The organism is Meiothermus luteus (assembly GCF_003574085.1).
Lineage (GTDB): Bacteria > Deinococcota > Deinococci > Deinococcales > Thermaceae > Meiothermus > Meiothermus luteus.
On sequence record NZ_QWKZ01000016.1, the window covers coordinates 16,612 to 37,446 of the forward strand.

The window sequence follows — 20,835 nt, forward strand, 5'->3', positions numbered from 1 at the left end:
AGCGGCTGGATGGCCCTGGTACTGTGCGGCCTGGTTTGGGCAGCCCCCAGCGACGGGCTCGAGCGACTACAGCCCGTAGGGAAAACCCCGGTTCGCGTGGTGACCACGGTCAACTTCGTCACCGACCTGGTGGAACAGGTAGGAGGCCAGCGGGTGCGGGTGCAGGGCCTGATGGGCCCGGGGGTGGACCCGCACCTCTACAAGGCCTCCGCCGGAGATGTGCGGCGGCTGTTCCAGGCCGATCTGGTCTTCTACAGCGGGCTCCACCTAGAAGGCAAGATGGTAGAGCTGCTGGAAAAGCTGCCTAAGGCCATCGCCGTCACCGACGCCATACCCCGGGAGCGGTTGATCCGGCTGGAGGGGGGCCAGGGCCCCTACAGCTACGACCCTCATGTCTGGTTTGATGTCTCGCTGTGGAAGCTAACCGTAGGCCGGGTAGCTGCTGCCTTGAGCCGGGTGGACCCTGCCGGTGCTACCTACTACCAGGCCAACGCCAGGGCCTACACACAGCGGCTAGAGAGGCTAGACGCCTATATCCAGGGTCAGATTGCCCGAATCCCACCCCAGCAGCGGGTGCTCATCACGGCCCACGACGCCTTCGCCTACTTTGGGCGCCGGTACGGGCTGGAGGTACGCGGCCTACAAGGGGTCTCCACTGTAGCCGAAGTGGGGACCCGGGATGTGCAGGAGTTGGCCCAGTTCATCGTCCAACGCCGCATCCGGGCCATCTTCGTGGAGTCCAGCGTGCCCCCCAGGACAATAGAGGCGGTCATCGCCGCCGCGCGGGCCCAAGGCTGGCGGGTAGAGCTGGGGGGGGAACTCTTCTCCGACGCGGCAGGCCCCCGCGGCACCCCCGAGGGGACCTATATAGGCATGCTGAAGCACAACGTCCGCACCATCGTGGCCGGGCTTCTAGGAGGGGCGCTATGAACCCTCCCCCCCTGGAAATCCTAGACCTGACCGTAATCTACCGCGAGAAGCCGGTGCTGTGGGACGTGGACTTAGCCATCCCCGAGGGCCGGCTCTGCGCCATCGTGGGCCCCAACGGGGCAGGCAAGTCCACCCTGATCAAGGCCGCCTTGGGCATGGTCCCCAAGGCCTCCGGACGGGTGCGCTTCTTCGGCCAACCCCTAGAACTGAGCCGAAAGCGCATTGCCTACGTGCCTCAGCGCACCTCCGTGGACTGGGACTTTCCCACCCACGTGCTGGACGTGGTCATGATGGGGCTTTACGGCCGCTTGGGCTGGTTCCGGCGGCCGGGCAGGGAGGAGCGGGAGGCTGCCATGGAGGCCCTAAGGCAGGTGGCCTTGAGCGACCTGGCCCACCGACAAATCTCCGAACTCTCTGGGGGCCAGCAACAGCGGGTCTTCCTGGCACGGGCTTTGGTCCAAAACGCCGACCTCTACTTCATGGACGAGCCATTTGCCGGGGTGGACGCGGTCACCGAGGAGGCCATCCTGAGGGTCTTAGAAGGGCTAAAGGCCCAGGGAAAAACCGTGGTGGTCGTGCATCACGACCTGCAAACGGTGCGGGACTACTTTGACCACCTGACCCTCCTCAATGTGCAGGTCATCGCCAGTGGCCCGATGGAGACTACCTTCACCCCGCACAACCTGGAGCGCACCTACGGCAAGCAACCCCTCCTTGAGCTCGAGGGGTGGGCCAAGCCAGAGCAAGCATGGAACTCCTAAGCCAGCTCTTTATTGACTACACCCTCCGCAACGTCGCCCTAGGCTCAGCCTTGCTGGGCCTCATCGGTGGGGTGCTGGGCGCTTTTGCCCTCCTGCGCCAGCAAAGCCTGCTCGGCGATGTACTGGCCCACGCGGCCCTGCCGGGCATCTGCCTGGCCTTCCTGCTCACCGGCTCCAAAACCCCCTCACTGCTGCTCCTGGGGGGAGGCCTGGCTGGGTGGGTCGCTGCCCTGGGGGTTCTGGCCGTGCTCCGCCACACCCGCTTACCTCAGGACGCCGCCTTGGGGGTGGCGCTTTCCAGCTTCTTTGGCCTAGGGATAGCCCTGCTCACCTTCATCCAGCACAACCACCAGGGCAATCCGGCCGGCCTTGACCGCTTCATCTTTGGCCAGGCCGCCAGCCTGCTCGGCTCGGACGTGCTGGGTTTTGCGCTCCTAGGGGGAGTCGTCTTGGCCCTGGTGGGGCTTTTCTACAAGGAGTTCAAGCTCATCTCCTTTGACCCTGACTACGCGACCAGCCTGGGCCTTCCCACGAGGGGGCTGGGCATCCTGCTCACCTCGCTCATCGTGCTGGCGGTGATGGTAGGCCTACAGACGGTGGGGGTGGTGCTGATGGCCGCGATGCTCATCGCCCCCGCCGCGGCCGCCCGGCAGTGGACCAACCGGTTGGGCCGGATGGTGGCCCTCTCAGGGCTACTGGGGGCTTTGGCCGGGGTTGCCGGGGCGCTCCTTTCGGCCAGCCGCGAGAACCTGCCCACCGGCCCCTTGGTGGTCCTATCCATTACCGCGGTGGTGGTTTTCTCGCTGTTCTTCGCTCCTTTGCGGGGGCTATTCTGGCAAGGGCTGCGCAACCAGCAAAACCGACGTCGGACGGAGCTGGAACGCCTCCTCCTAGACGCCCATCTACTCGCCAACCACGGGCGCCTCAACCCTGAGGAACTAGCCCTGCACCGTGGGGAACCCCTCCCAAAGGCCCGGCGCCATCTGGACTTCCTGAAGGCCCAAGGGTGGGTAGAGCCCAAAGAGGGAGGCTTCCAGTTCACCGAGCCGGGCCTGCAAAAAGCCCTAGCCCTCAAGGAGACCCTGCGCCTAAGGAGCTGAGATGAACCCTGACCTGGTCATTCTCCTCACCGCTGTTCTGGTTTCCACTGCCTCGGCGCTTTTGGGCAGCTTTTTGGTGCTGCGCCGCATGGCCCTGGTCTCCGATGCCATATCCCATGCGGTGCTGCCCGGCATTGTGCTGGCCTACTGGCTCTCAGGAGGCAAGGCCACCCTGCCAGCCCTGCTGGGAGCAGCCGGCTCAGGCCTCCTCACGGTGAGCCTGGTGGAGTGGCTCACCCGCACCGGCCGAGTTAAAAACGACGCAGCCATCGGCATTGTTTTCCCGGCCCTCTTCAGCCTAGGGGTGCTTTGGGTCTCCCTTTCCTTCCGCAACGTCCACCTAGACCTGGATGCGGTGCTCTACGGCGAAATCGCCTACGCCCCTTTCAACACCCTCGAGCTCTGGGGTCTGAGCCTGCCCGAGTCGTGGCTGGTGATGGGGGGGTTGGCGCTTTTGAACCTACTGTTCGTACTCCTCTTTTACAAGGAGCTCAAGCTCTCCACCTTTGACCCCAGCCTGGCCGCTGCGCTGGGTTTCAGCCCTGGGGTCTTGCACTACGCCCTCATGGCCCTGGTTTCCTTGACCACTGTGGGGGCCTTTCAGTCGGTAGGGGCCATCCTGATCGTGGCCTTTCTAATCATCCCTCCAGCCACCGCCTACCTCCTCACCCACCGCTTGCCGGCCCTGCTCAGCCTGGCGGTGGGGATAGGAGTCTTCTCCAGCCTGCTGGGCTATCTCCTGGCGGTATGGATGGATGCTTCCATTGCCGGCATGATGGCCACGGTGGCCGGCGGATGCTTCGTCCTGGCCTCTCTCTTCTCCCCCACCCAGGGCTACCTCACCACCCGCCTCCGCCGCAGGCAGCAGCGGCTCGAGGTCACCGCCCGGCTGTTGGTGACCCACCTGGCCCACCACCAGACCCCCGTGCCTGAAGAGGAGATACGGGAGGAATTTGGCTGGGATGCCCGGTTTCTCCAACAGGTAAAGCAGAAGGCTTTGCGGGAGGGTTGGCTCGAGGCGAGCGAGCAGGGCCTCACCCCCAGCAGTAAAAAATAACGTCCGCAAAAACCCCTACCGGCTTACCACCTGGCTGGTGCGGTTCCCGGCAGCATCCACCGCGATAATCGTCACCTGCCTCACCGGCACCTCCACGTAAAAGCTCACCTCCTTGCCTTTGGGCAAGGAGAGGGGGTTGTAGCGGTTGTTGTACTGCAGGGTCACCCGGTCCACCCCCGTGTCGTCGAGCACCCGGCCGGATATCTGCAGAACGGAAGCGGTGCGGGCAGGGATTTCCTGCTCGGTTCCGTCGGGCAGGGTGCGTTTTTGGGCAGGCTGCACCACCGTAACCAGCCGCTCAACCCGCTCAACCAAAATCTGCGGCGGCCGGGCGTCTAGCACCAAAGGCAGCCGCACCGTGCGGGTCTGGCCGTGGACGTCGGCGGCCTCTACCCTTACCTCCACCTGTCCGGACTGCGGGGCCTGCACGCGAAAGCTGAAGCGCACCAACTTCTGCCCTCGGCTGGCCTCGGGCAGCACCTCCTCCCCAGAGGCCTTGATGCTTTGCACACCGGAATCGTCCAGCACGTATCCTTGAACCTGAAAGGAGCGCTGGGAGATTACGCCGCTTTTGGGCTGGGTAATGCCGATTAGGGGTGGCTGGGTGTCGGCAGACCGGGTGCAGGCCGCAAGGAGAAGCAAAAGGAAAAGGGGCGCATACCGCACCCCCTTATCCTAGCAGGCCCCTAGGGCCGGAAGATTAGGCCCGCTCGAGCGCTGAAACCCAGCCCCCCAATCACCCCAGAAAGCCCGCCTAGACCAAAGCCAAAACCGCCCTGCAGTTCGCCATAGACGCTAAAAGGCTGCATAGGAAAGGCGTACTCAACCCCCGCCAGGACGTGCGGGAACAGGTGGATTCCGCTGTTCCCCGAAATGACCCAGAAGCCCACTGAGGCCCCCGCCCCGGCGTACCAGCTCAGGTCAAAGCCCGGAGCAACCGGGAAAGCCTGCTCAAAGGCGATGAAGTCGGCTCCGGCAGCCAGACCCGCAAAGGCCATACCCCCACCCAGACGGAAGCCGCTAAGCTGGTATTGCGCACCAATCCAGGTGGGCCAGCCCGAGTAAATACCAAACCCATCCGACTGGGCCTTGCCCACCGAGGCCACCGCCAAAACCAACAACAAAACCAGCGGAACCCAACGCTTCATAACTTTTCACCTCCAGCGTCAGTTTACCATGACCCCAGGGCCGAACACCCCACGCGGAACAACCGCCCACTAGCCAAAGACTGCCTTTACGGGCGCTCAGGTGGTGTACAGCGCGTTGATGCGAACATACTCCTCAGTGAGGTCGCAACCCCAGGCCATCCCCTGCCCTTCCCCCAGGCCCAGGTCCGCCTCCACCAGCACCTCCTCAGCCCGCATGGCCTGGCTGGCCTGGGCTCGGTCAAACTCCAGCACCCGCCCGTCGTAAAGGAGGATGCCCTGAAGGGCTATGCGCACCCTGTCCACCTGGAAGGCCACCCCCGCTTTGCCCAAGGCCATCATGATGCGACCCCAGTTGGGGTCGTTGCCGTAAAGGGCGCTCTTCCAAAGCGGGCTGGCAGCAACCGCTAGGGCTGCTTTACGGGCCTCGGCGTCGTTGATGGCCCCGGTTACCCTCACGGTGAGCAGCTTGGTGGCCCCTTCCCCATCCCGGGCCAGCTTGCGGGCCAGCTCCACCGCCACCCTTTCCACAGCCTCCCAGAACTCCTCGAGGTCCACCGGCCCCGCCGCTCCATTCGCCATAAGCACCGCCATATCGTTGGTGGAGGTGTCGGTGTCCACCGTAACCTGGTTGAAGCTCCGGTCCACCACCCCCTTCCAGCCCCGGCGCAGCTCTTCTTGGGGCACCGCCGCGTCCGAAACGATGTAGGCCAGCATGGTGGCCATGTTGGGGGCAATCATCCCGCTGCCCTTGCACACCCCCACCACCCGGGCTCCGCTGGACAGAGTGGCCTCCGCCAACTTGGGTACCAGGTCGGTGGTCATGATGGCCTCCACGAAAGGGTTGGCCTCTGGCCCAAGCTGAATTCGGGGCAGGCCTGCCGCTACCTTCTCCAGCGGCAAGGGCTGGCCTATAACCCCCGTGGAGCCGGTCAAGACCGACTCAGGGGCCAGCTGCAACCGCTCCGCCGCCAGCTCAGCCATGCGCCGGTCCGCCCAGAAGCCTGCCTCGCCGGTGGCGCAATTGGCGTTGCCCGCGTTGACCACAACCGCTTGCAGGGGCTGCCCCGAGGCGAGCAGTTCCCGCCCCCTGAGCACACAGGGTGCAGCCGCCCGGTTTAGGGTACCCACAAAAGCCCAAGCGCAAGGCATCCCCGAAACAAGCAGGGCCAGGTCGGGCCGGCCGGAGGGTTTGATGCCAGCTTGGGTCGCACCCGCCCGAAAACCAATCGGAAGCCGCATGGCAGCAGCATATCCCCTGGCCTAGGAATTGGCCAGGGGCGTCACGGGCTTAGGGGCCAGGCTCAATCAGGCCGTAGTTGCCGTCGCGGCGGCGGTAAATCACGTTAATCTCCTCGGTTTTGGCGTTGCGAAATACGAAGAAGTCGTGGCCCAGGGCCTCCATCTCAAAGGCCGCGTCCTCTGGGGTCATGGGCTTCATGTGAAAACGCTTGGTGCGAACGATGCGAGGGGCCTCTTCCTCCTCTTCCGGCTTTTCCCCGCTCGCGGCCACCACCCCTGAAGCGAGCTGGCGGGCGCGCTGAAAACGGCGCTCCTTGTAGCGCTTGAGCTGGTACTCAATGCGGTCTACCGCCCGGTCAATGGCCGCGTACATGTCGGGGTCGGCCTCCTCCACCCGCACGATACCCCCCGGGACGTTCACCTGGATTTCAGCCTTGGCCTTGCGCTCAACACGAGACCCCTGGGCCATGGAGAGCACCACCTTGGCCTCAGCGTTGTCGTCAAAGTGGCGGTCCAGCCGGGCCATCTTCTTGTCCAGGTAGTTTTTGAGGGCCTCGGTAATCTCAATTTGGCGACCAACCAGCTTGTAGACGTTCATACTCGCCCTCCAGTCCTATGCAGCTCTCCAGGCTTTGGGTGTAGGGGCTGCCAGGCCGCCCCCCATCTGAGGTCTGGCCCTCTGAGCGCCCGCTCGCCTGGTAGCTCCATACTACCACCCCCAGGTGAGGGCGTTTTGTCCACCTAGGCGGGGCCCTCACAGACTGTAGCAGCCTTCTCGGTCATCCCGCACGAGCTGCCCCGACTTGAGCACCACCACCCGCTGGGGGTAGGCCTCCACCAGGTCCCGGGCATGGGTGGCCACGAGCACGGTGGCCCCTCGAGCGTGCACCGATTTGAAGATTTCCAACACCGCTAAGGCGTTGGCTGGGTCTAGGTTCCCGGTGGGCTCGTCGGCCAAGAGTACGGGGGGGTCCCCCACCAGGGCCCGGGCAATGGCCACCCGTTGGGCCTCACCCACGGAGAGCTCCTCCGGGTAGGCCCGCTTCTTGTGGACCAGCCCTACCTGCCGCAACACCCGGGTTACCCGGGCCTCCCACTCCGGCCGGGCCACCCCCAACACCTGCAGGGCAAAGGTGAGGTTCTCCTCCACGGTCCGGTCCTTGAGCAAGCGGTGGTCTTGGAAGACCATCCCTATCCGGCGGCGGTGGAGGGCCACGCGGTCGCCCCGCAGGGCCTTGAGGTTCTCTCCCGCAAAGTACACGGCCCCCTGGGTGGGCTCGAGCCGCTTCAGAATCAAGCCCAGCAGGCTAGACTTACCCGCCCCCGAGTGGCCCACCAGGAAGACGAACTCTCCCTTCTTAATCTCCAAGTTCACATCAAAAAGGGCCTTGGTTCTGGTTCGGGGGTACTCCAGGGTCACCCGGTGGAAGTGAATCATCCCTCCAAAGCCTACAACATCCCCTAGCGGCCCACCGGGTCAAAGGTCCGGATGAGCAAAGCCCCCACCACAAACCCCCCGATGTGGGCCCAGAAGGCGATGCCCTCTTGGCCCATAAAGTCACCCAGGAACTGAATCAGAAGCCAGTAGCCGAGGTAGACCACCGCCGGCACCAGGACCGGAATCCAGCCGATTAGGGAGAGGATGAGGGCCCTGGGGTAGAGCACCACATAGGCCCCAAGCAGGGCCGAGATGGCCCCCGAAGCGCCTATCATGGGAATATCCGCGAAGCCGCTTATAAGCCCCTGGGCGAAGGCCGCGGCCACTCCGCCCAGCAGGTAGAACAGCAGAAACCGGGCATGCCCCAAGCGGTCTTCCACGTTGTCGCCGAAAACCCACAAGAACCACAGGTTGCCCAGGAGATGCAGCAGGCCCCCGTGGAGGAACATGCTGGTCAACAGGGTCGGCCACTCCCCAATGGGGTCGGCCAAGAAACGGGCAGGGACAAAGCCGTAGGTCTGAATGACGTAGGCCGGGTCGGTGAGGAAGTAGGTGTAAAAAAAGCCCAGCAGGTTTAAAACCACCAGGAGGTACAGCACATAAGGGCGGCGGTGGGCCCGGTTGATGTCGTGCAGGGGGAACATGCCCCTAGGTTACCCCAAAAGAAAAAGCCTCCTGCCCTGCAGGAGGCTAGGCCCAGACGGGGCTAGGGAGCGTTGACCCGGACCTCAATCCGCCGGGGCTGGGCCGCTTCAGCCTTGGGGATGTCAAGGTAGAGGATGCCGTGCTTGAAGGTGGCCTCGATCTTGGAGAGGTCGTAGGTGTTGGGGATCACGAAGCTGCGCTCAAACTTGCCGTAAGGCCCCTCGAGCCGCCACTGGTTGGCCCCTTCGGGCTTGTTGAAGGGCCGCTCAGCCCGGATGGTGAGGGTGTTGTTCTCGGTGGTCACCTCAACCTGGCTGGGTTCCACACCCGGCAGATAGACCTGCAGGTGAATCCCCTGGGCGTCCTCCAAGGCATCCACCAAAGGGGTGTTCGCGCTCTCGGTGGTCGGGTTGAAGAAGCTGCGCAGAAGGGCGTTTTGAAGCTGTTCAATCTCCCGGAAAGGGTTGTAACGAATCATATCAACCTCCTTTACATTTTTGATTATGAAAGTTGAGTGTTATTTTGTCAAGTATATTGTGAGGACGACGCGTTATACCCCTCACCAGCAAAAAAGCCCCTCCCTGAGGAGGGGCAATGGGCCACCGGGCGGCTACAGGTGGGGGGCCAGCTTCTGCACCAGGGCGGCCTTGGGCAAGGCCCCCACCACCCGCTCAACCGGCTGGCCGTTTTTGAACAAAATCAGGGTGGGGATGCCCTGAACATGGTAAGCGGCCTGGGCCAGCGGGTGGTGGTCCACGTTGAGTTTGACCACCTTGAGCCGCCCCGCGTACTCCCGGGCCAGCTCCTCCAAGATGGGGGCCACCATCCGGCAGGGCCCGCACCACTCAGCCCAAAAATCCACCAACACTGGAACGCCGGCCTGGAGCTCCGGGGTAAGGCCCTCTTTGGCGTTTACCAGCCAGGGCAAGGGCTTCTTGCAGGCCCCACACACCGGCACCTGGCCAACGGGGGGTCTCCCCAGACGGTTCTTGGCGCCGCAATGAACACAGGCAACGATGTCCTCACCCATACCGCACTCCATTAAGCCACCGCGGCCGTGCGGACCTCAAAGGCAAGGCCCAGCGGTCCGGGAGTCACGTAGACATGCGCCCCGTCGTTCACCTCACCGGCGAGAATCTTCCGGGCAAGGGGCGTCTCCAGCTCCCGCTGGATGACCCGCTTGAGGGGCCTGGCCCCAAAGACCGGGTCGTAGCCGCGTTGGGCCAGGAAGTCCAGGGCCTCTTGGGACAGCTCGAGGGTTATGCGGCGCTCAGCCAACCGCTTGCGCACCGCCTCGAGCTGAATCTCCACGATGGCCCCAATCTGCTCCTTGGTGAGCGGACGGAAGACCACAATCTCGTCCAATCGGTTTAGGAACTCAGGGCGGAAGTGCTGCTGCAGCACCCCAAAAACCCGCTCCCGGATGCCCTCGTAGCTCAACCCGGACTGGATGCCTTCCAGAATGAGGGGCGAGCCAATATTAGAGGTGAGGATGATAACGGTGTTGCGGAAGTCCACCGTGCGGCCCTGCCCGTCGGTCAGACGGCCGTCGTCCAACACCTGCAGAAGCACGTTGAAGACATCCGGGTGGGCCTTTTCAATCTCGTCAAAGAGCACCACCGAGTAGGGCCGGCGGCGCACCGCCTCGGTCAGCTGGCCGCCCTCCTCGTAGCCCACATAGCCAGGCGGGGCCCCAATCAGCCGGGCCACGGTATGCTTCTCCTGGTACTCCGACATGTCAATGCGCACCATGTTCTCCTCGGTGTCGAAGAGGGTCGCGGCCAGGGTCTTGGCCAGCTCGGTCTTGCCCACGCCGGTAGGCCCCAGGAACAGGAAGGAGCCGATGGGCCGGCCCGGGTCTTTGAGGCCCGCGCGGGCCCGGCGGATGGCATCGGCCACCGCCTGGATGGCCTCGTCCTGCCCCACCACCCGCTTGTGCAGCTCGTCCTCTAGGCGCAAGAGTTTTTCCCGCTCGCCCTCCATCAGCTTGGCCACAGGAATACCCGTCCAGCGCGAGACGATGGCGGCGATGTCCTCCTCGGTGACCATAGGCCGCACGAACTTGGCGCCCGCCATGCGGTCGGAGAGCTCGTTGACCTCCTGTTCCAACCTGGGCAGCTCGCCGTAGCGAAGCTGGGCGGCCTTGTTCAGGTCGTAGGCCCGCTCGGCCTGCTCAATCTGGGTACGCACCTCGTCCAGGCGCTGCTGGGCCGCGCGGAGCTTCTGCATAATCTCGCGCTCGGCCTCCCATTCGGCCTGCTGCTTTTTGATTTCGGCCTCGAGCTCGGCAATTTCCTTTTCCAGCTCAGCTAGCCTGAACTTACTCTCGGCGTCGGTTTCCTTCTTGAGGGCCTCGCGCTCGATCTCGAGCTGAAGCTTGCGGCGGTTCAAGGCGTCAATGCTCTCAGGAGAGGACTCCAGGGCCATCCTGAGCCGGGCCGCCGCCTCGTCCACCAGGTCTATGGCCTTGTCGGGCAGCTTGCGGTCGGCTATGTACCGGTGGGAGAGCTGGGCGGCGGCGATGAGGGCCGGGTCGGAGATGCGCACCCCGTGGTGCACCTCGTACTTCTCCTTGATGCCCCTGAGGATGCTCACGGTCTCTTCCACCGTGGGCTCGTCCACAAAGACCGGCTGGAAGCGACGCTCCAGCGCCGGGTCCTTCTCTATCTCGCGGTACTCGTCTAAGGTGGTGGCCCCGATCAGGTGCAGCTCGCCTCGGGCCAGCGCGGGCTTGAGCATGTTGCCCGCGTCCACCGCACCCTCGGCCTTACCTGCCCCCACCACGGTGTGAAGCTCGTCAATGAAAAGGATAATTTGCCCCGCGCTCTGCACGGTTTCTTGGATGACCGCCTTGAGCCGCTCCTCAAACTCACCCCGGTACTTGGCCCCGGCCAAAAGCGATCCCATCTGCAGGCTCACGATACGCTTGCCCTTGAGCCCCTCGGGCACATCGCCCTTCACAATGCGCTGGGCCAGCCCCTCCACCACCGCGGTCTTGCCCACCCCGGGCTCGCCAATGAGCACCGGGTTGTTCTTGGTGCGGCGCAGGAGAATCTGGATAACCCGCCGTATCTCCTCATCCCGTCCGATCACCGGATCAAGTTTGCCCTGCTCGGCCTGGCGGGTTAGGTCCAGGCCGTACTGCTCCAGGGCGTTGTAGGTTCCCTCTGCATGTTCGCTGGTCACGGTTCTGCCCCCTCTCACCTCGAGCATCGCCCTCCGAATCGGCTCGGCCTGAAGCCCCGCGAAGCCGGTTTCGGCCAAGGCCAGCAGCAGGGTGTCCAGGGCCACAAAGCGGTCCTTGAGCTCCTCAGCCAGCCGTTCAGCCCGGCCCAGGAGCGAGGCCAGCCGGGAGGAAAGGTACTGCCCCCCTTCGGTCCCTGAAACCCTGGGCAGGCCCCCCAGCTCGGTCTGGGCCGCCTGGTAGATGCGTTGGGGGCTCTGCCCGGCCCTCTGCACAATCTGGGCAGCCAGGCCCGCCGCATCCCGCAACAGCACCGCTGCCAGGTGGGGCAGGTCAATCTGCGGGTGGGCAGACTCCCGGGCCAGCACCTGGCTTTGGGCGATGGCCTGGCGGGCCTGTTCGGTGTAGCGCTCGAGATTCATACTACCTTTATTATGAAAGTTGAGTCTTGTGTTGTCAAGATTGGGGCCCCCTACACCGGCCGACGAACCACGGAGAGGGCGGCCCGCAGGTGGTCCTCGCTAAAGGGTTTGGGGATGTGGCCCACCCGGGCGGCTCGAGCCCAAAACCCCCTAGGGGGATGCTCGGCGATGACCCAAAGGGGAAGAAAGCGGCCCGCTGGCAGGGCCCGCAGCCCGCGCACCTTCGCCGCGAGGTTGTCCCCCTCGAGCAACACCCCGCCCACCCGGTTCTGTTCCAGAATCCGCCGCGCCCCTTCCAGGTCAGAGGCCAGCACCACCCGGTAGCGCTGGCGCTCTAGGGCCACCAAAAGCAGTCGGCGGATCAGGCTGGACTCGGCCATCACCAACAGCAGCGGGTCTTGCGGACGCACCTCGGCCTCCGCCAGAACACCCCGGCTTTTCAACTCGTAAAGCAGGTGGTAGACCTGATCCTCCGGCAGGTCGCAGGCCAGCGCCACCGAACGGGCCCGCCGAAGCCCGTCTACAGCTTCCAGCACCGCCCAGGCCTCGGGGGAAAGGGGGTGACGGGTAGGGTCGCCCACCAGCCTGAGCACCGCGTCTGGCTCCACCCGCCCTCTGGCCCACTCGTCCAGGCGGCGCAACGCCTCCATCAGCAAAGTACCGGTGTCGGCCACCCCGGGCAGCAGCACCTGCGATGCGTCCAGGGGCGGGGGGAAGGCCAGAAGCTCCCCTTCCCTCTGGCCCAGCAGAACGGCCAGACCCTCCAGTATCTGGGCGTGCAGGGCCTCGGCCAGCTCGTCCTCACCAATCGCCCCCAGCCGCAGGGCCAACACCCCTAGGGGGGTGCCGGGGTTCTCCTGGGCTTGCCGGCGCACCAGCTCCTGTACCTGTTCTAGGGTTAGGTATTCAAAGCGCACCAGGTACTCGCCCAGGTGGGGGCCGGGATGGGTCTGCACATAGGCAATCCTCCCCTCCCGCATATGGATGCGACCCAAAAGGCGGGGGCAGGTCAGGTGGACAACCGCGCTTCTGCGGGCCCCCTCGAGGGCCCGGAGCAGGTCGCCCAGCTCTATCTCGCCCAGCCTGGCCCGTATCACCGACCCCTCCTCTGGCCTTACCTTATGGTACCCGGCCAAGAAAGCGTAGCTCAGGCGCTCAACCTTCCAGCAGGCGGCTCTGCTCGGGGAGGGGGTAGCCGAGGTGGCGGTAGGCCCGCTCAGTGGCCTGGCGCCCCCGTGGGGTGCGCTTGAGGAGGCCGAGCTGTATCAAGAAGGGCTCGTGGACCTCCTCCAGGGTCTCAGGGTCTTCGGACAAGGCCGTGGCTAGTGTTTCTAACCCCACCGGCCCTCCCGAGAAGCGCTCGATTAGGGTCTTGAGAATCAGCCGATCGCGGGCCTCTAGGCCCAGCCCATCCAGCCCCAAGGCATCCAGCGCGCTTCGGGCCCGCTCCAGCCCCACCACCCGCTCCCCCGCCACCTCGGCAAAGTCGCGCACCCGCCGGAAAAGCCGCTTAGCGATGCGCATGGTGCCCCGGCTGCGCCGGCCTATTTCCAAGGCCGCCTCGGGCTCAATCTGTAGGCCCAGCAGGGCCGCGTCCCGGGCAATGCCCTGGGCCAGCTCTTCCTCAGTGTAGTACTCCAGGTGCTCAATGATCCCAAAACGACTCCGCAGGGGTCCAGAAATAAGCCCAGGCCGGGTGGTGGCCCCGATCAGGGTAAAGCGGGGCAGATCAAGGCGAAGGGTGCGGGCGGCTGGCCCCGTGCCGATTACGATGTCTATCTTGAAGTCCTCTAGGGCCGGGTAGAGGTGTTCCTCCGCGGCCTTGGAAAGGCGGTGAATCTCGTCTATGAAAAGGATGTCGCCCTCCTCCAGGCTGTTGGTGAGGATGGCCGCCAGGTCCCCCGGCTTCTCTATGGCCGGGCCGCTGGTCACCCGGATGTTTACCCCTAGCTCGTAGGCCACCACATGGGCCAAGGTGGTCTTGCCCAGCCCAGGCGGGCCGAAAAGCAGCAGGTGGTCAAGGGCCTCACCCCGGTTCTTGGCCGCCTCTAGGTAGACCCGCAGCTTCTCTTTAAGCCGGGCCTGCCCCACGTACTCATCCAGGCTTCTAGGTCTTAGGGTGAAGTCCGCTTCCACACCCCTCATCATAGGCCCTGCCCGGCCCCTCAGCCCGCTCAGGCTCAAGGGCAGAGCGTCCAGACCGAGTCACGGTTTAGGTGAAGGGTGCGGGCAAAGCGCAGGTGCCCGGGCTGACCGGGCTGGGTTCCCTCGGCCCGCAGCTCGTAGCGCCCTTCGCGGAGGCCAGGGAAAAGCCTGCTGCCCCGCACAAGCCCCACGAACTCCCCGTTGATGTAGAAAAACACCGCCTGATTGGGGCCGGTGCACTGGTTCTGCACCAGCAGGTCAAACCGCCGGGGCTCCGTGAGGCCGGGGGCACAGGCTACGAGCATCGGCAACAGGAGCAGGTAAAAGCGCCTCATCCAACAGGGTCATACCTCGAGCCTCCTCAAAAAACAATGAGGGACCCGGGCTATGGCATCCCACCGGGGCCCGGCAATAGACTGGGCCCATGCTGTTTGACCGACTGCGCCTGGAAGCCCTAGAGGAGCAGATCCTTGCCCCTTACGCGGTGCGCTCGAGCCAGACCCGTGGGCGGGCCTACCCCGAGCCCGAGTCGGCGTACCGCACTCCCTTTCAAAAAGACCGGGACCGGGTCAACCACACCACCGCTTTCCGCCGCCTCCAGTACAAGACCCAGGTCTTCGTGAACTTCGAGGGCGACTACTACCGCACCCGCCTGACCCACACCCTGGAGGTAGCCCAGGTGGCCCGCTCTATCGCGCGCGCGCTGGGGCTCAACCTGGAGCTTGCCGAAACCATCGCCTTTGCCCACGACCTGGGGCATCCCCCCTTCGGGCACGCCGGCGAGGCGGTGCTCAACGAGCTGATGCAAGGGCACGGGGGCTTTGATCACAACAAGCAGTCCTTGCGCATCGTGACCTACCTGGAGGAGCGCTACCCTGGCTTTCGCGGCCTCAACCTGTGCTGGGAAAGCCGGGAGGGCATCATCAAGCACGAGACCCGCTACGACCTGCCCGACGCCCAAGGGTACGAGCCGCACCTAAGGCCAAGCCTGGAGGCCCAGATTGTAAACCTAGCCGACGAGATCGCCTACAACGCCCATGACCTAGACGACGGCCTGCGCTCAGGGCTGCTGCAACCGGGGCAGCTTCTGGAGGTGGAGCTCCTAAAAGACCTGCTGAAGGAGCTAGGGCTGAGGCCCGAGGGCTTTGATGAGCTGGGCCGGCGGACCCTGGTCCGCGAGCTTCTGGGCCTACTAATCACCGACACCATCCAGGCCACCCACAGGCTTTTAGTGGAGAACCGGATTGAAAGCCTGCAGGCGGTTCGGCAGCACAACGGCCCCTTGGCCGGCTACTCCAGCGGGCTCACCCGGCAGCTCCAGGACCTACGGGAGTTCCTCTACACCCACTTCTACCGCCACTACTACGTGGTGCGCCAGGTGAGCAAGTCGCGCTTCGTGCTGGAGAGGCTGTTTGAGGCCTATACCCACGACCCCAAGGTGCTGCCCCCTCAGGTTCAGCGGGCCGCCGAAAGCGAAGGCATCCACCGAGCAGCTTGCGACTATATCGCGGGCATGACCGACCGCTTTGCCCTGGACGAGTACGCCCGGCTGTTTGAGCCAGAATTCCACCGCTAAACGAAGAGCCCCTAGTGCACCTGCTTGAGGTCGGCCTCGGTAACCAAGCGCCCCTGCCCCCCCACAGCGGTCGCCGCCAACGAGCCCGCCAGGTTCCCCAACCGGGCCGCCGTGAAGGGGTCTTTGCCCTGCAGGACGGCATGGGCAAAAGCTGCGGTGAAGGCATCCCCCGAGCCGGTGGTGTCCACCACCTCCTCCAGCGGGTAGGGCTCAATGAGCTCCTGGCGGGTGGGGGTTACCACAATTGAGCCCAGCGCCCCCACCTTGACCACCACGGTATTCAGGCCAAAGGCCGCCAGCCGCTGCAATCCCTCGCTGATGGAACCGGCCCCGGTGAGGGTAAGGAGCTCCACCTGGTTCATCAGCAGGTAGGGCACGCCCCGCAGAAGGTCCAGCAGCTCCCGGCCCGCCGCCCGCACCGCGCCGGTGCCCAGGTCCGCGAAGATGGGCAAGTCGCGCTTTCGCGCCGCATCCAGCACGTTGATGGCGTACTGGCGCTGGGGTCCCCCCACAAAGGCGTAGGCGGAGAGCACCACCGCGTCCACCTGGTCAAGCATCCGGCCCTTGAACTCCGCTGCGTCCAGGTGCCGGCTGGCCCCCCCGGCCGAAATCATGGAACGCTCGCCTCCTGGAACCAGCAAAATGAGCACCGAGGAGGTGGTCTGCTCGGGGTCCACCTGGAGGTACTTCAGGTCTACCCCCACCCGCTCGAGCTGCGACAAGGCCACGCTCCTGAAAGGGTCGTTCCCCACCCGGCTGGCCAGGTAAACCTTGTTGCCTAGGCTGGCCAGGTGGGCGGCCAGGGTGCCCCCCGCCCCTCCCGGCTTCATTAGGGCCCGCTGGGCCGGTATCTCCTCACCCGGCTCGGGGATTCGCTCGAGAAAATAGATTAGGTCTACCGATACATCCCCCACAACAAAAAAGCGCATCTCGGCCACCTAGCCTTTCTACAAAGGATTTACCACAGTTTACGCCGCGGTTTACGGACTTTCACCAGCCTACCCTGGGTCCATGAGAAATCGCTATCAAAGTAGGCTAGCTGATTTTAGCCAACAGCAGCTCAAACTGGGCCAGGCTCAGGGCCTCCGCCCGCACGTTGGGGGAAAGACCTAGGGCCTCGAGAGCCTGGACCACCCTGGCCGGGTCGTATCCCCCGGCCTTTAGGGCGTTCACCAGGGTTTTGCGCCTTTGGGTAAAGGCCTGCTCTACCAGGCGGAAGAGGGCCGGATGGTCGGGGCGGGCGTGGGGCCAGAGGACGACCACCGAACTCGTTACCTTGGGGGCCGGGAAAAAAGCCCCCGGTGGCAGGTCAAACAGCCGCTCGGCTCGAGCGTGGTACTGCACCCGCAAGGAGAACAGGCCGTAGGCAGGGGTGGCGGGAGCGGCGGTCATCCGCAGGGCCACCTCCTTTTGGACCAGCACCACCATCTGGCGGAAGCGGCCTGCCCGCAGCAGCTCGGTGATGAGGGGGGTGGCGATGTTGTAGGGCAGGTTGGAGGCAAAAAGGCTGTTCGGTGGGAGGCTTTTCCAGTCAAAGCGCAAAGCATCTCCCCAGCGCAACTCCACCGTCAGGCCGGCAAGGGTCTCCGCGTACAGGGGCTCCAGCCGCCGGTCCATCTCAATGGCCACCACCTTGGCTCCGGCCTCGGCCAGCGCACGGGTCAGGGTGCCCAAGCCAGGGCCCACTTCCCAGACTATCTCCCCGGGCCGAAACTTGAGGGCCTCCACAATGCGCCGCAGGTAGGCGGCCTCCACCAAGAAGTTTTGGCCAAAGCGCCGATCCGCCCGAAGCCCATACCGGGCCAAAAGGTCGCGCACCGTCGCTGGGGAGGTGAGGTTCACAAAACAGAGGTGCCCGATGCGGGGATATGAACGATCTCCCAGTCCAACCGTTCCTCGTCCAGGAGGAGCTCGAGGTACTGGTCTTGGTCCAGGGCATCAATGAGGGCCAGCTTGTCCTTGACCAAGATGCCGTTTCGCATCACGGTGTGGCCGTAGACCCCAAAGCGGTAGCCCATCCGCTCCACATAGTCGGCGTTGCGCAGCCACCACTCCTTGGGCTCCCGGCTGCTGTAGAACAGCTCATCGTAGGTCTGCAGCCAGGGCACCGGGCCCACATGGGCGAAGTTGACCCCATAGAGGTTTAGCTCCCTAGGAAAGGTCTGGAACCAACTCTTGAGCTCCTGGGGAAGCTCCACCCCCCCAAGCTCGGGGTGGAACTCCCGGTGCTCGAGCTGGGCGTTGCCCAGAACCATCTCCCCGGTTAGAACCGCGTGGTCGTGGTTGCCCAAAAGGATGGTGATGTACTCGGGGGCGGCCTCCTGAAAGCGCTTGATGCGTATCAACTCCCGAATCTGGGCCTTGGCCGCCGTTCGCAGGTGGTGGGGGTTGGAAGGGTCGTAGTCCTCCAGGCCGGTCAGCCGACGATAGTCGGCAAGCAGCTTGGGGTGCACCAGGTCGCCCATCAAGACCACCCGGTAGACCCCGCGCCGCAGCGGGTCGGAGGGCAGCCAGTCCTCCCCCACGGCATAGGAGTTCTTCAAAGCCCGCCAAAGCTTGGGAAACTCGGCATGCAGGTCGCCAATGGCAATTACCTTTATCACGAGGGTTCCTTACGAAGCACTGCCCTTCAACAAAGCCCTGAGCTCCCCATAAAGCCTGCGGGTCTCCTCCGGGTATCTCCCATAACCACCATACTTCACCACAATCTGGGCCGCCTGCTTACCCAACCCGGCCTGCTTCAGGCGCTCCAACAGGCGGTCTATGAGCACCTGGGGCTCGAGCTTCTCCGGGGACGAAGGCCCCTGAACGCCCTCCGAAAGCGTCTGGGGGTCACCGGCCAGCTCCTGGTCAACCCAACGTTTTTCTCCGGCCAAAAACCGCCCCACCCCAAACTTGAGCGCGGCCTGCCTCAGGGCGTCGGCAAAAGCGGCCTGAAGGCTCTCTCCTTCGCCCACGTCCTCCTTGGAAACCCCCTGGATGGTGAGCCTACACTTCACTGCGTACCGCCCTCCAGCCCCCGGGGCCTGGAGCAGCTCGTAGCGGTCCTGCCAGCCTTGGGGTCCTACCACCTCGTCCAAGCGGTCCATCACAGCCTGCGCATCCACGCAACGGGCCAGGAGCACGCGCTTTCCATCCTTGGAAACAGCCTCCACCCGCCAGCCCAGGTCCTCCGGAGGGAAGGGATCACCCAGCATCTGCCAAAGCTCATCCATTGAGCCGTATTTTAGCAAGAAGCCGCAGGCCAAGGCGAAATCCCAGGGCGCTCACACAGCTACCCGGCCCCGCAGCTCCTCGTTGGGCAGGCCGACGACAAAGCCGAAGGAAACCAGGACGAACAAGGCCGCGTAGAGGAATATATCCCGCTCGGCGTTGGTGATGCCCTGATTGAGGGCCTCGTGGAGCTTGCGCTTGGTCTCTTCCAGCCGCTCCACCACCTGCTGCGGCACCTCTTCCAAGGCTTTCTGCTCCGCGGCCGCCAAGCTCTCGCGTAGGGTCTGCACCGTCTTATCCAAAGCGGCGGCCTGGGCCTTGCGCAGCCCCTCCCGCAGCGAGGACAGGGCCTGCTCCAAAGCCCGGGCCTGAGCCCGCGCCAGCTCGGCCCGGAGCTGGGCGATGGCTTGTTGGGTTGCCGCAGCTTCGGCCTGAGCGACCTGGTTCTCTAAGGCTGCCCGCACCTGGGCCAGCACCATCGGCCGGGCCTCGGCAGGGGGCGGGTTATCCAGCAAACCCCGAAGACGGGGGTCTAGCCCGGGGGTGGCTAGAAGCGCCTGCTTGGCTTGCTCGTTGCCCTGTAGGGCGGCCTCGAGCCAGCCCAGGGTCTGCTGCACCCGGGCCCGCACCTGGGCGGCCACCCCCCCTTGGGGAATCCGGCTTTTGAACTCGGCGGGAACCTGGGGATCTTGTTGCACGGCCCAGTAGGCCTGGGAATCCCCTTTTAGGGCTGCCACGAGGAGCCGCTCTAGAGCGTGGAACCGCGCCGGTATGCCCCCCTTCACCAGCTTGGCCTTGTACTCCTCCGGCAGGCTGGGGTCCTGCATCAGCTCTGCATAGGCCCCCTCATCCCCCTTTAGCGCCGCTACCATCAGCCGCTCTAACCGCGCAAACTGCGCCGGTATGCCCCCCTTCACCAGCTCTCCTTTGACTTCTGAGGGCACTTGGGCGTCCTGCATCAGGGCCTCGTAGGCCTGGACATCACCCTTGAGGGCGGCCACAAGCTGGGCCTCGAGCCTCGCGAACTGCTCATCCAGGTTGAGCCCGGCGGCCCCCTCGCTGCGCTGAACCAGCGCCCCAGGCTTGCAAGAGGCGTTCTCCGGGAAAACCCTGCAAGTCTCGGCGGTCAGGTGGTGGGTGAGCACCGTGCCCAAGAGGGCAATGCCAATGGTGGAACCAATCTGGCGCATGAGCTGGGTAAAGGCCGTGGCCGAACCCAGCCGCTCGGGGGGCACGTTGTTCTGAGCGGCAATCTGCAAAAGCGACTGGGCCGGGCCCAACCCGAGCCCAAGCAGGAAGAAGAACAGCACCGCCAACCACAAAGGGGTCTCTACACTAAGCAGGAAGTGCAGGGTCAGGAAGGTCGCCAGCAGCCAAAGCGTTCCCACCAGCAAAAGGGGCTTGAAGCGGCCCATCCGCCCCGAAAGCACCCCACTGCTGCTGGCCCCAAGCACCACCCCTAAGGTGAGGGGCAACACCGTCACCCCTGAGGCCGAGGCCGAAACCCCCTTGACTACCTGGAGGTAGAGCGGGAGAAAGGCCACCGCGCCCAAAAAGGCCGGACCGAAGAAAAAGGTCGCCGCCGAGGCCAGGCTAAAAGTGCGCACCCGCAGGAGGGAGAGGTCAAAAAGCGGGTGCGGCTGGCGGTTTTGCGACCAGACCCAAAGGACCAAGGACAAGGCACTCAGGACGAACAAGCCCAGGATAGGGGCGCTCAGCCAAGGGTAGGTGCTGCCCCCCCAGGAGAAGGCCAGCATCAGGGGCACGGTCCACAGGGCCAGCAAAAAGGCGCCCAGGAAATCAAAGGGTTCCCGGCGCTCCGGGGAAAGGCGCGGCATGTAGCGCAGAATAAAGGCAAGCGCCACCACGCCTACCGGCATGTTGATGTAGAAGACCCAGTGCCAGGAGAGGTGGTCGGTAAGCACCCCCCCAAGCCAGGGACCCACCGCGCTGCTCACCCCAAAGACGGCCCCGAAA

22 protein-coding genes are annotated in these 20,835 nt (G+C 64.6%); 5 read left to right on the forward strand and 17 right to left on the reverse strand.

Annotation, left to right across the window (positions count from 1 at the left end):
• The first annotated feature begins 9 nt into the window (after positions 1-9).
• Genes Mlute_RS03810 through Mlute_RS03825 form a run of 4 tightly spaced genes read left to right on the forward strand, consistent with a single transcriptional unit; the run spans position 10 to position 3,848 of the window.
• Positions 10-930: a metal ABC transporter solute-binding protein, Zn/Mn family gene (locus tag Mlute_RS03810; RefSeq protein ID WP_182482466.1), complete on the forward strand. Its 921-nt coding sequence runs from the start codon at positions 10-12 to the stop codon at positions 928-930.
• On the forward strand, positions 927-1,691 hold the full coding sequence (locus Mlute_RS03815; protein WP_119359427.1) for a metal ABC transporter ATP-binding protein: 765 nt from the start codon (positions 927-929) through the stop codon (positions 1,689-1,691). The genes Mlute_RS03810 and Mlute_RS03815 overlap by 4 nt, the downstream gene beginning before the upstream one ends.
• A complete protein-coding gene (locus Mlute_RS03820; protein ID WP_119359428.1) occupies positions 1,679-2,791 on the forward strand; it encodes a metal ABC transporter permease in 1,113 nt (370 codons plus the stop codon). The genes Mlute_RS03815 and Mlute_RS03820 overlap by 13 nt, the downstream gene beginning before the upstream one ends.
• A 1-nt stretch (position 2,792) precedes the next feature.
• The gene (locus Mlute_RS03825) at positions 2,793-3,848 is read left to right on the forward strand and encodes a metal ABC transporter permease (RefSeq protein ID WP_119359429.1); all 1,056 of its coding nucleotides are present in this window, start codon (positions 2,793-2,795) and stop codon (positions 3,846-3,848) included.
• Between the two features lie 15 nt (positions 3,849-3,863).
• Here the strand turns inward: Mlute_RS03825 and Mlute_RS03830 are convergent, their stop codons facing one another.
• The 12 genes from Mlute_RS03830 to Mlute_RS03885 all read right to left on the reverse strand — a co-directional run bounded on the left by Mlute_RS03830 (position 3,864) and on the right by Mlute_RS03885 (position 14,404).
• Positions 3,864-4,514: a hypothetical protein gene (locus Mlute_RS03830; protein ID WP_119359430.1), complete on the reverse strand. Its 651-nt coding sequence runs from the start codon at positions 4,512-4,514 to the stop codon at positions 3,864-3,866.
• A gap of 20 nt (positions 4,515-4,534) precedes the next feature.
• A complete protein-coding gene (locus Mlute_RS03835; protein WP_119359431.1) occupies positions 4,535-4,996 on the reverse strand; it encodes a hypothetical protein in 462 nt (153 codons plus the stop codon).
• 96 nt (positions 4,997-5,092) lie between these two features.
• Positions 5,093-6,235, reverse strand: coding sequence for a bifunctional glutamate N-acetyltransferase/amino-acid acetyltransferase ArgJ (argJ, locus tag Mlute_RS03840; protein WP_119359432.1), 1,143 nt, complete (start codon positions 6,233-6,235; stop codon positions 5,093-5,095).
• A 49-nt stretch (positions 6,236-6,284) separates the two neighbouring features.
• A complete protein-coding gene (gene hpf / locus Mlute_RS03845) occupies positions 6,285-6,833 on the reverse strand; it encodes a ribosome hibernation-promoting factor, HPF/YfiA family (RefSeq protein ID WP_119359433.1) in 549 nt (182 codons plus the stop codon).
• Positions 6,834-6,989: 156 nt separating this feature from the next.
• Positions 6,990-7,673, reverse strand: a complete 684-nt coding sequence (ftsE, locus tag Mlute_RS03850; protein WP_119359434.1) for a cell division ATP-binding protein FtsE — start codon at positions 7,671-7,673, stop codon at positions 6,990-6,992.
• A 23-nt stretch (positions 7,674-7,696) separates the two neighbouring features.
• The gene (locus Mlute_RS03855; RefSeq protein WP_119359435.1) at positions 7,697-8,317 is read right to left on the reverse strand and encodes a rhomboid family intramembrane serine protease; all 621 of its coding nucleotides are present in this window, start codon (positions 8,315-8,317) and stop codon (positions 7,697-7,699) included.
• A 62-nt stretch (positions 8,318-8,379) separates the two neighbouring features.
• Positions 8,380-8,796, reverse strand: a complete 417-nt coding sequence (locus Mlute_RS03860; protein WP_119359436.1) for an Hsp20/alpha crystallin family protein — start codon at positions 8,794-8,796, stop codon at positions 8,380-8,382.
• A 132-nt stretch (positions 8,797-8,928) separates the two neighbouring features.
• The gene (trxA, locus tag Mlute_RS03865; RefSeq protein ID WP_119359437.1) at positions 8,929-9,348 is read right to left on the reverse strand and encodes a thioredoxin; all 420 of its coding nucleotides are present in this window, start codon (positions 9,346-9,348) and stop codon (positions 8,929-8,931) included.
• 11 nt (positions 9,349-9,359) lie between these two features.
• The gene (clpB, locus tag Mlute_RS03870; RefSeq protein WP_119359438.1) at positions 9,360-11,924 is read right to left on the reverse strand and encodes an ATP-dependent chaperone ClpB; all 2,565 of its coding nucleotides are present in this window, start codon (positions 11,922-11,924) and stop codon (positions 9,360-9,362) included.
• Positions 11,925-11,974: 50 nt separating this feature from the next.
• Positions 11,975-13,021, reverse strand: a complete 1,047-nt coding sequence (locus Mlute_RS03875; RefSeq protein ID WP_119359439.1) for a response regulator — start codon at positions 13,019-13,021, stop codon at positions 11,975-11,977.
• Between the two features lie 58 nt (positions 13,022-13,079).
• Positions 13,080-14,072, reverse strand: coding sequence for a Holliday junction branch migration DNA helicase RuvB (gene ruvB, locus Mlute_RS03880; RefSeq protein ID WP_119359440.1), 993 nt, complete (start codon positions 14,070-14,072; stop codon positions 13,080-13,082).
• A 32-nt stretch (positions 14,073-14,104) separates the two neighbouring features.
• Entirely contained in the window at positions 14,105-14,404 is a 300-nt protein-coding gene (locus tag Mlute_RS03885) for a hypothetical protein (RefSeq protein ID WP_119359441.1), read from the reverse strand.
• An 89-nt stretch (positions 14,405-14,493) separates the two neighbouring features.
• On the opposite strand from Mlute_RS03885, the gene Mlute_RS03890 reads away from it, so the two are divergent.
• The gene (locus Mlute_RS03890) at positions 14,494-15,645 is read left to right on the forward strand and encodes a deoxyguanosinetriphosphate triphosphohydrolase (protein ID WP_119359442.1); all 1,152 of its coding nucleotides are present in this window, start codon (positions 14,494-14,496) and stop codon (positions 15,643-15,645) included.
• Positions 15,646-15,656: 11 nt separating this feature from the next.
• On the opposite strand, the gene Mlute_RS03895 is transcribed toward Mlute_RS03890, so the two are convergent.
• The 5 genes from Mlute_RS03895 to Mlute_RS03915 all read right to left on the reverse strand — a co-directional run.
• Positions 15,657-16,574, reverse strand: coding sequence for a carbohydrate kinase family protein (locus Mlute_RS03895; protein ID WP_119359447.1), 918 nt, complete (start codon positions 16,572-16,574; stop codon positions 15,657-15,659).
• Positions 16,575-16,680: 106 nt separating this feature from the next.
• On the reverse strand, positions 16,681-17,487 hold the full coding sequence (rsmA, locus tag Mlute_RS03900; RefSeq protein WP_119359443.1) for a 16S rRNA (adenine(1518)-N(6)/adenine(1519)-N(6))-dimethyltransferase RsmA: 807 nt from the start codon (positions 17,485-17,487) through the stop codon (positions 16,681-16,683).
• A complete protein-coding gene (locus Mlute_RS03905) occupies positions 17,484-18,248 on the reverse strand; it encodes a metallophosphoesterase (RefSeq protein WP_407942639.1) in 765 nt (254 codons plus the stop codon). Before Mlute_RS03905 ends, rsmA begins: the two co-directional genes overlap by 4 nt.
• Positions 18,249-18,257: 9 nt before the next feature.
• Positions 18,258-18,860: a Rad52/Rad22 family DNA repair protein gene (locus Mlute_RS03910; RefSeq protein ID WP_119359444.1), complete on the reverse strand. Its 603-nt coding sequence runs from the start codon at positions 18,858-18,860 to the stop codon at positions 18,258-18,260.
• 51 nt (positions 18,861-18,911) lie between these two features.
• Positions 18,912-20,835: MFS transporter (locus Mlute_RS03915; RefSeq protein ID WP_119359445.1), on the reverse strand; the 1,924-nt coding region annotated here is incomplete at its 5' end.

Excerpts from the sequence above, each read along its gene's own strand:
- Mlute_RS03810 (WP_182482466.1), top strand. The coding sequence starts at position 10 with ATGGCCCTGGTACTGTGCGGCCTGGTTTGGGCAGCCCCCAGCGACGGG.
- Mlute_RS03815 (WP_119359427.1), top strand. The coding sequence starts at position 927 with ATGAACCCTCCCCCCCTGGAAATCCTAGACCTGACCGTAATCTACCGC.
- Mlute_RS03820 (WP_119359428.1), top strand. The coding sequence starts at position 1,679 with ATGGAACTCCTAAGCCAGCTCTTTATTGACTACACCCTCCGCAACGTC.
- Mlute_RS03825 (WP_119359429.1), top strand. The coding sequence starts at position 2,793 with ATGAACCCTGACCTGGTCATTCTCCTCACCGCTGTTCTGGTTTCCACT.
- Mlute_RS03835 (WP_119359431.1), bottom strand. The coding sequence starts at position 4,996 with ATGAAGCGTTGGGTTCCGCTGGTTTTGTTGTTGGTTTTGGCGGTGGCC.
- argJ (WP_119359432.1), bottom strand. The coding sequence starts at position 6,235 with ATGCGGCTTCCGATTGGTTTTCGGGCGGGTGCGACCCAAGCTGGCATC.
- hpf (WP_119359433.1), bottom strand. The coding sequence starts at position 6,833 with ATGAACGTCTACAAGCTGGTTGGTCGCCAAATTGAGATTACCGAGGCC.
- ftsE (WP_119359434.1), bottom strand. The coding sequence starts at position 7,673 with ATGATTCACTTCCACCGGGTGACCCTGGAGTACCCCCGAACCAGAACC.
- Mlute_RS03855 (WP_119359435.1), bottom strand. The coding sequence starts at position 8,317 with ATGTTCCCCCTGCACGACATCAACCGGGCCCACCGCCGCCCTTATGTG.
- Mlute_RS03860 (WP_119359436.1), bottom strand. The coding sequence starts at position 8,796 with ATGATTCGTTACAACCCTTTCCGGGAGATTGAACAGCTTCAAAACGCC.
- trxA (WP_119359437.1), bottom strand. The coding sequence starts at position 9,348 with ATGGGTGAGGACATCGTTGCCTGTGTTCATTGCGGCGCCAAGAACCGT.
- clpB (WP_119359438.1), bottom strand. The coding sequence starts at position 11,924 with ATGAATCTCGAGCGCTACACCGAACAGGCCCGCCAGGCCATCGCCCAA.
- ruvB (WP_119359440.1), bottom strand. The coding sequence starts at position 14,072 with ATGATGAGGGGTGTGGAAGCGGACTTCACCCTAAGACCTAGAAGCCTG.
- Mlute_RS03885 (WP_119359441.1), bottom strand. The coding sequence starts at position 14,404 with ATGAGGCGCTTTTACCTGCTCCTGTTGCCGATGCTCGTAGCCTGTGCC.
- Mlute_RS03890 (WP_119359442.1), top strand. The coding sequence starts at position 14,494 with ATGCTGTTTGACCGACTGCGCCTGGAAGCCCTAGAGGAGCAGATCCTT.
- Mlute_RS03895 (WP_119359447.1), bottom strand. The coding sequence starts at position 16,574 with ATGCGCTTTTTTGTTGTGGGGGATGTATCGGTAGACCTAATCTATTTT.
- Mlute_RS03910 (WP_119359444.1), bottom strand. The coding sequence starts at position 18,860 with ATGGATGAGCTTTGGCAGATGCTGGGTGATCCCTTCCCTCCGGAGGAC.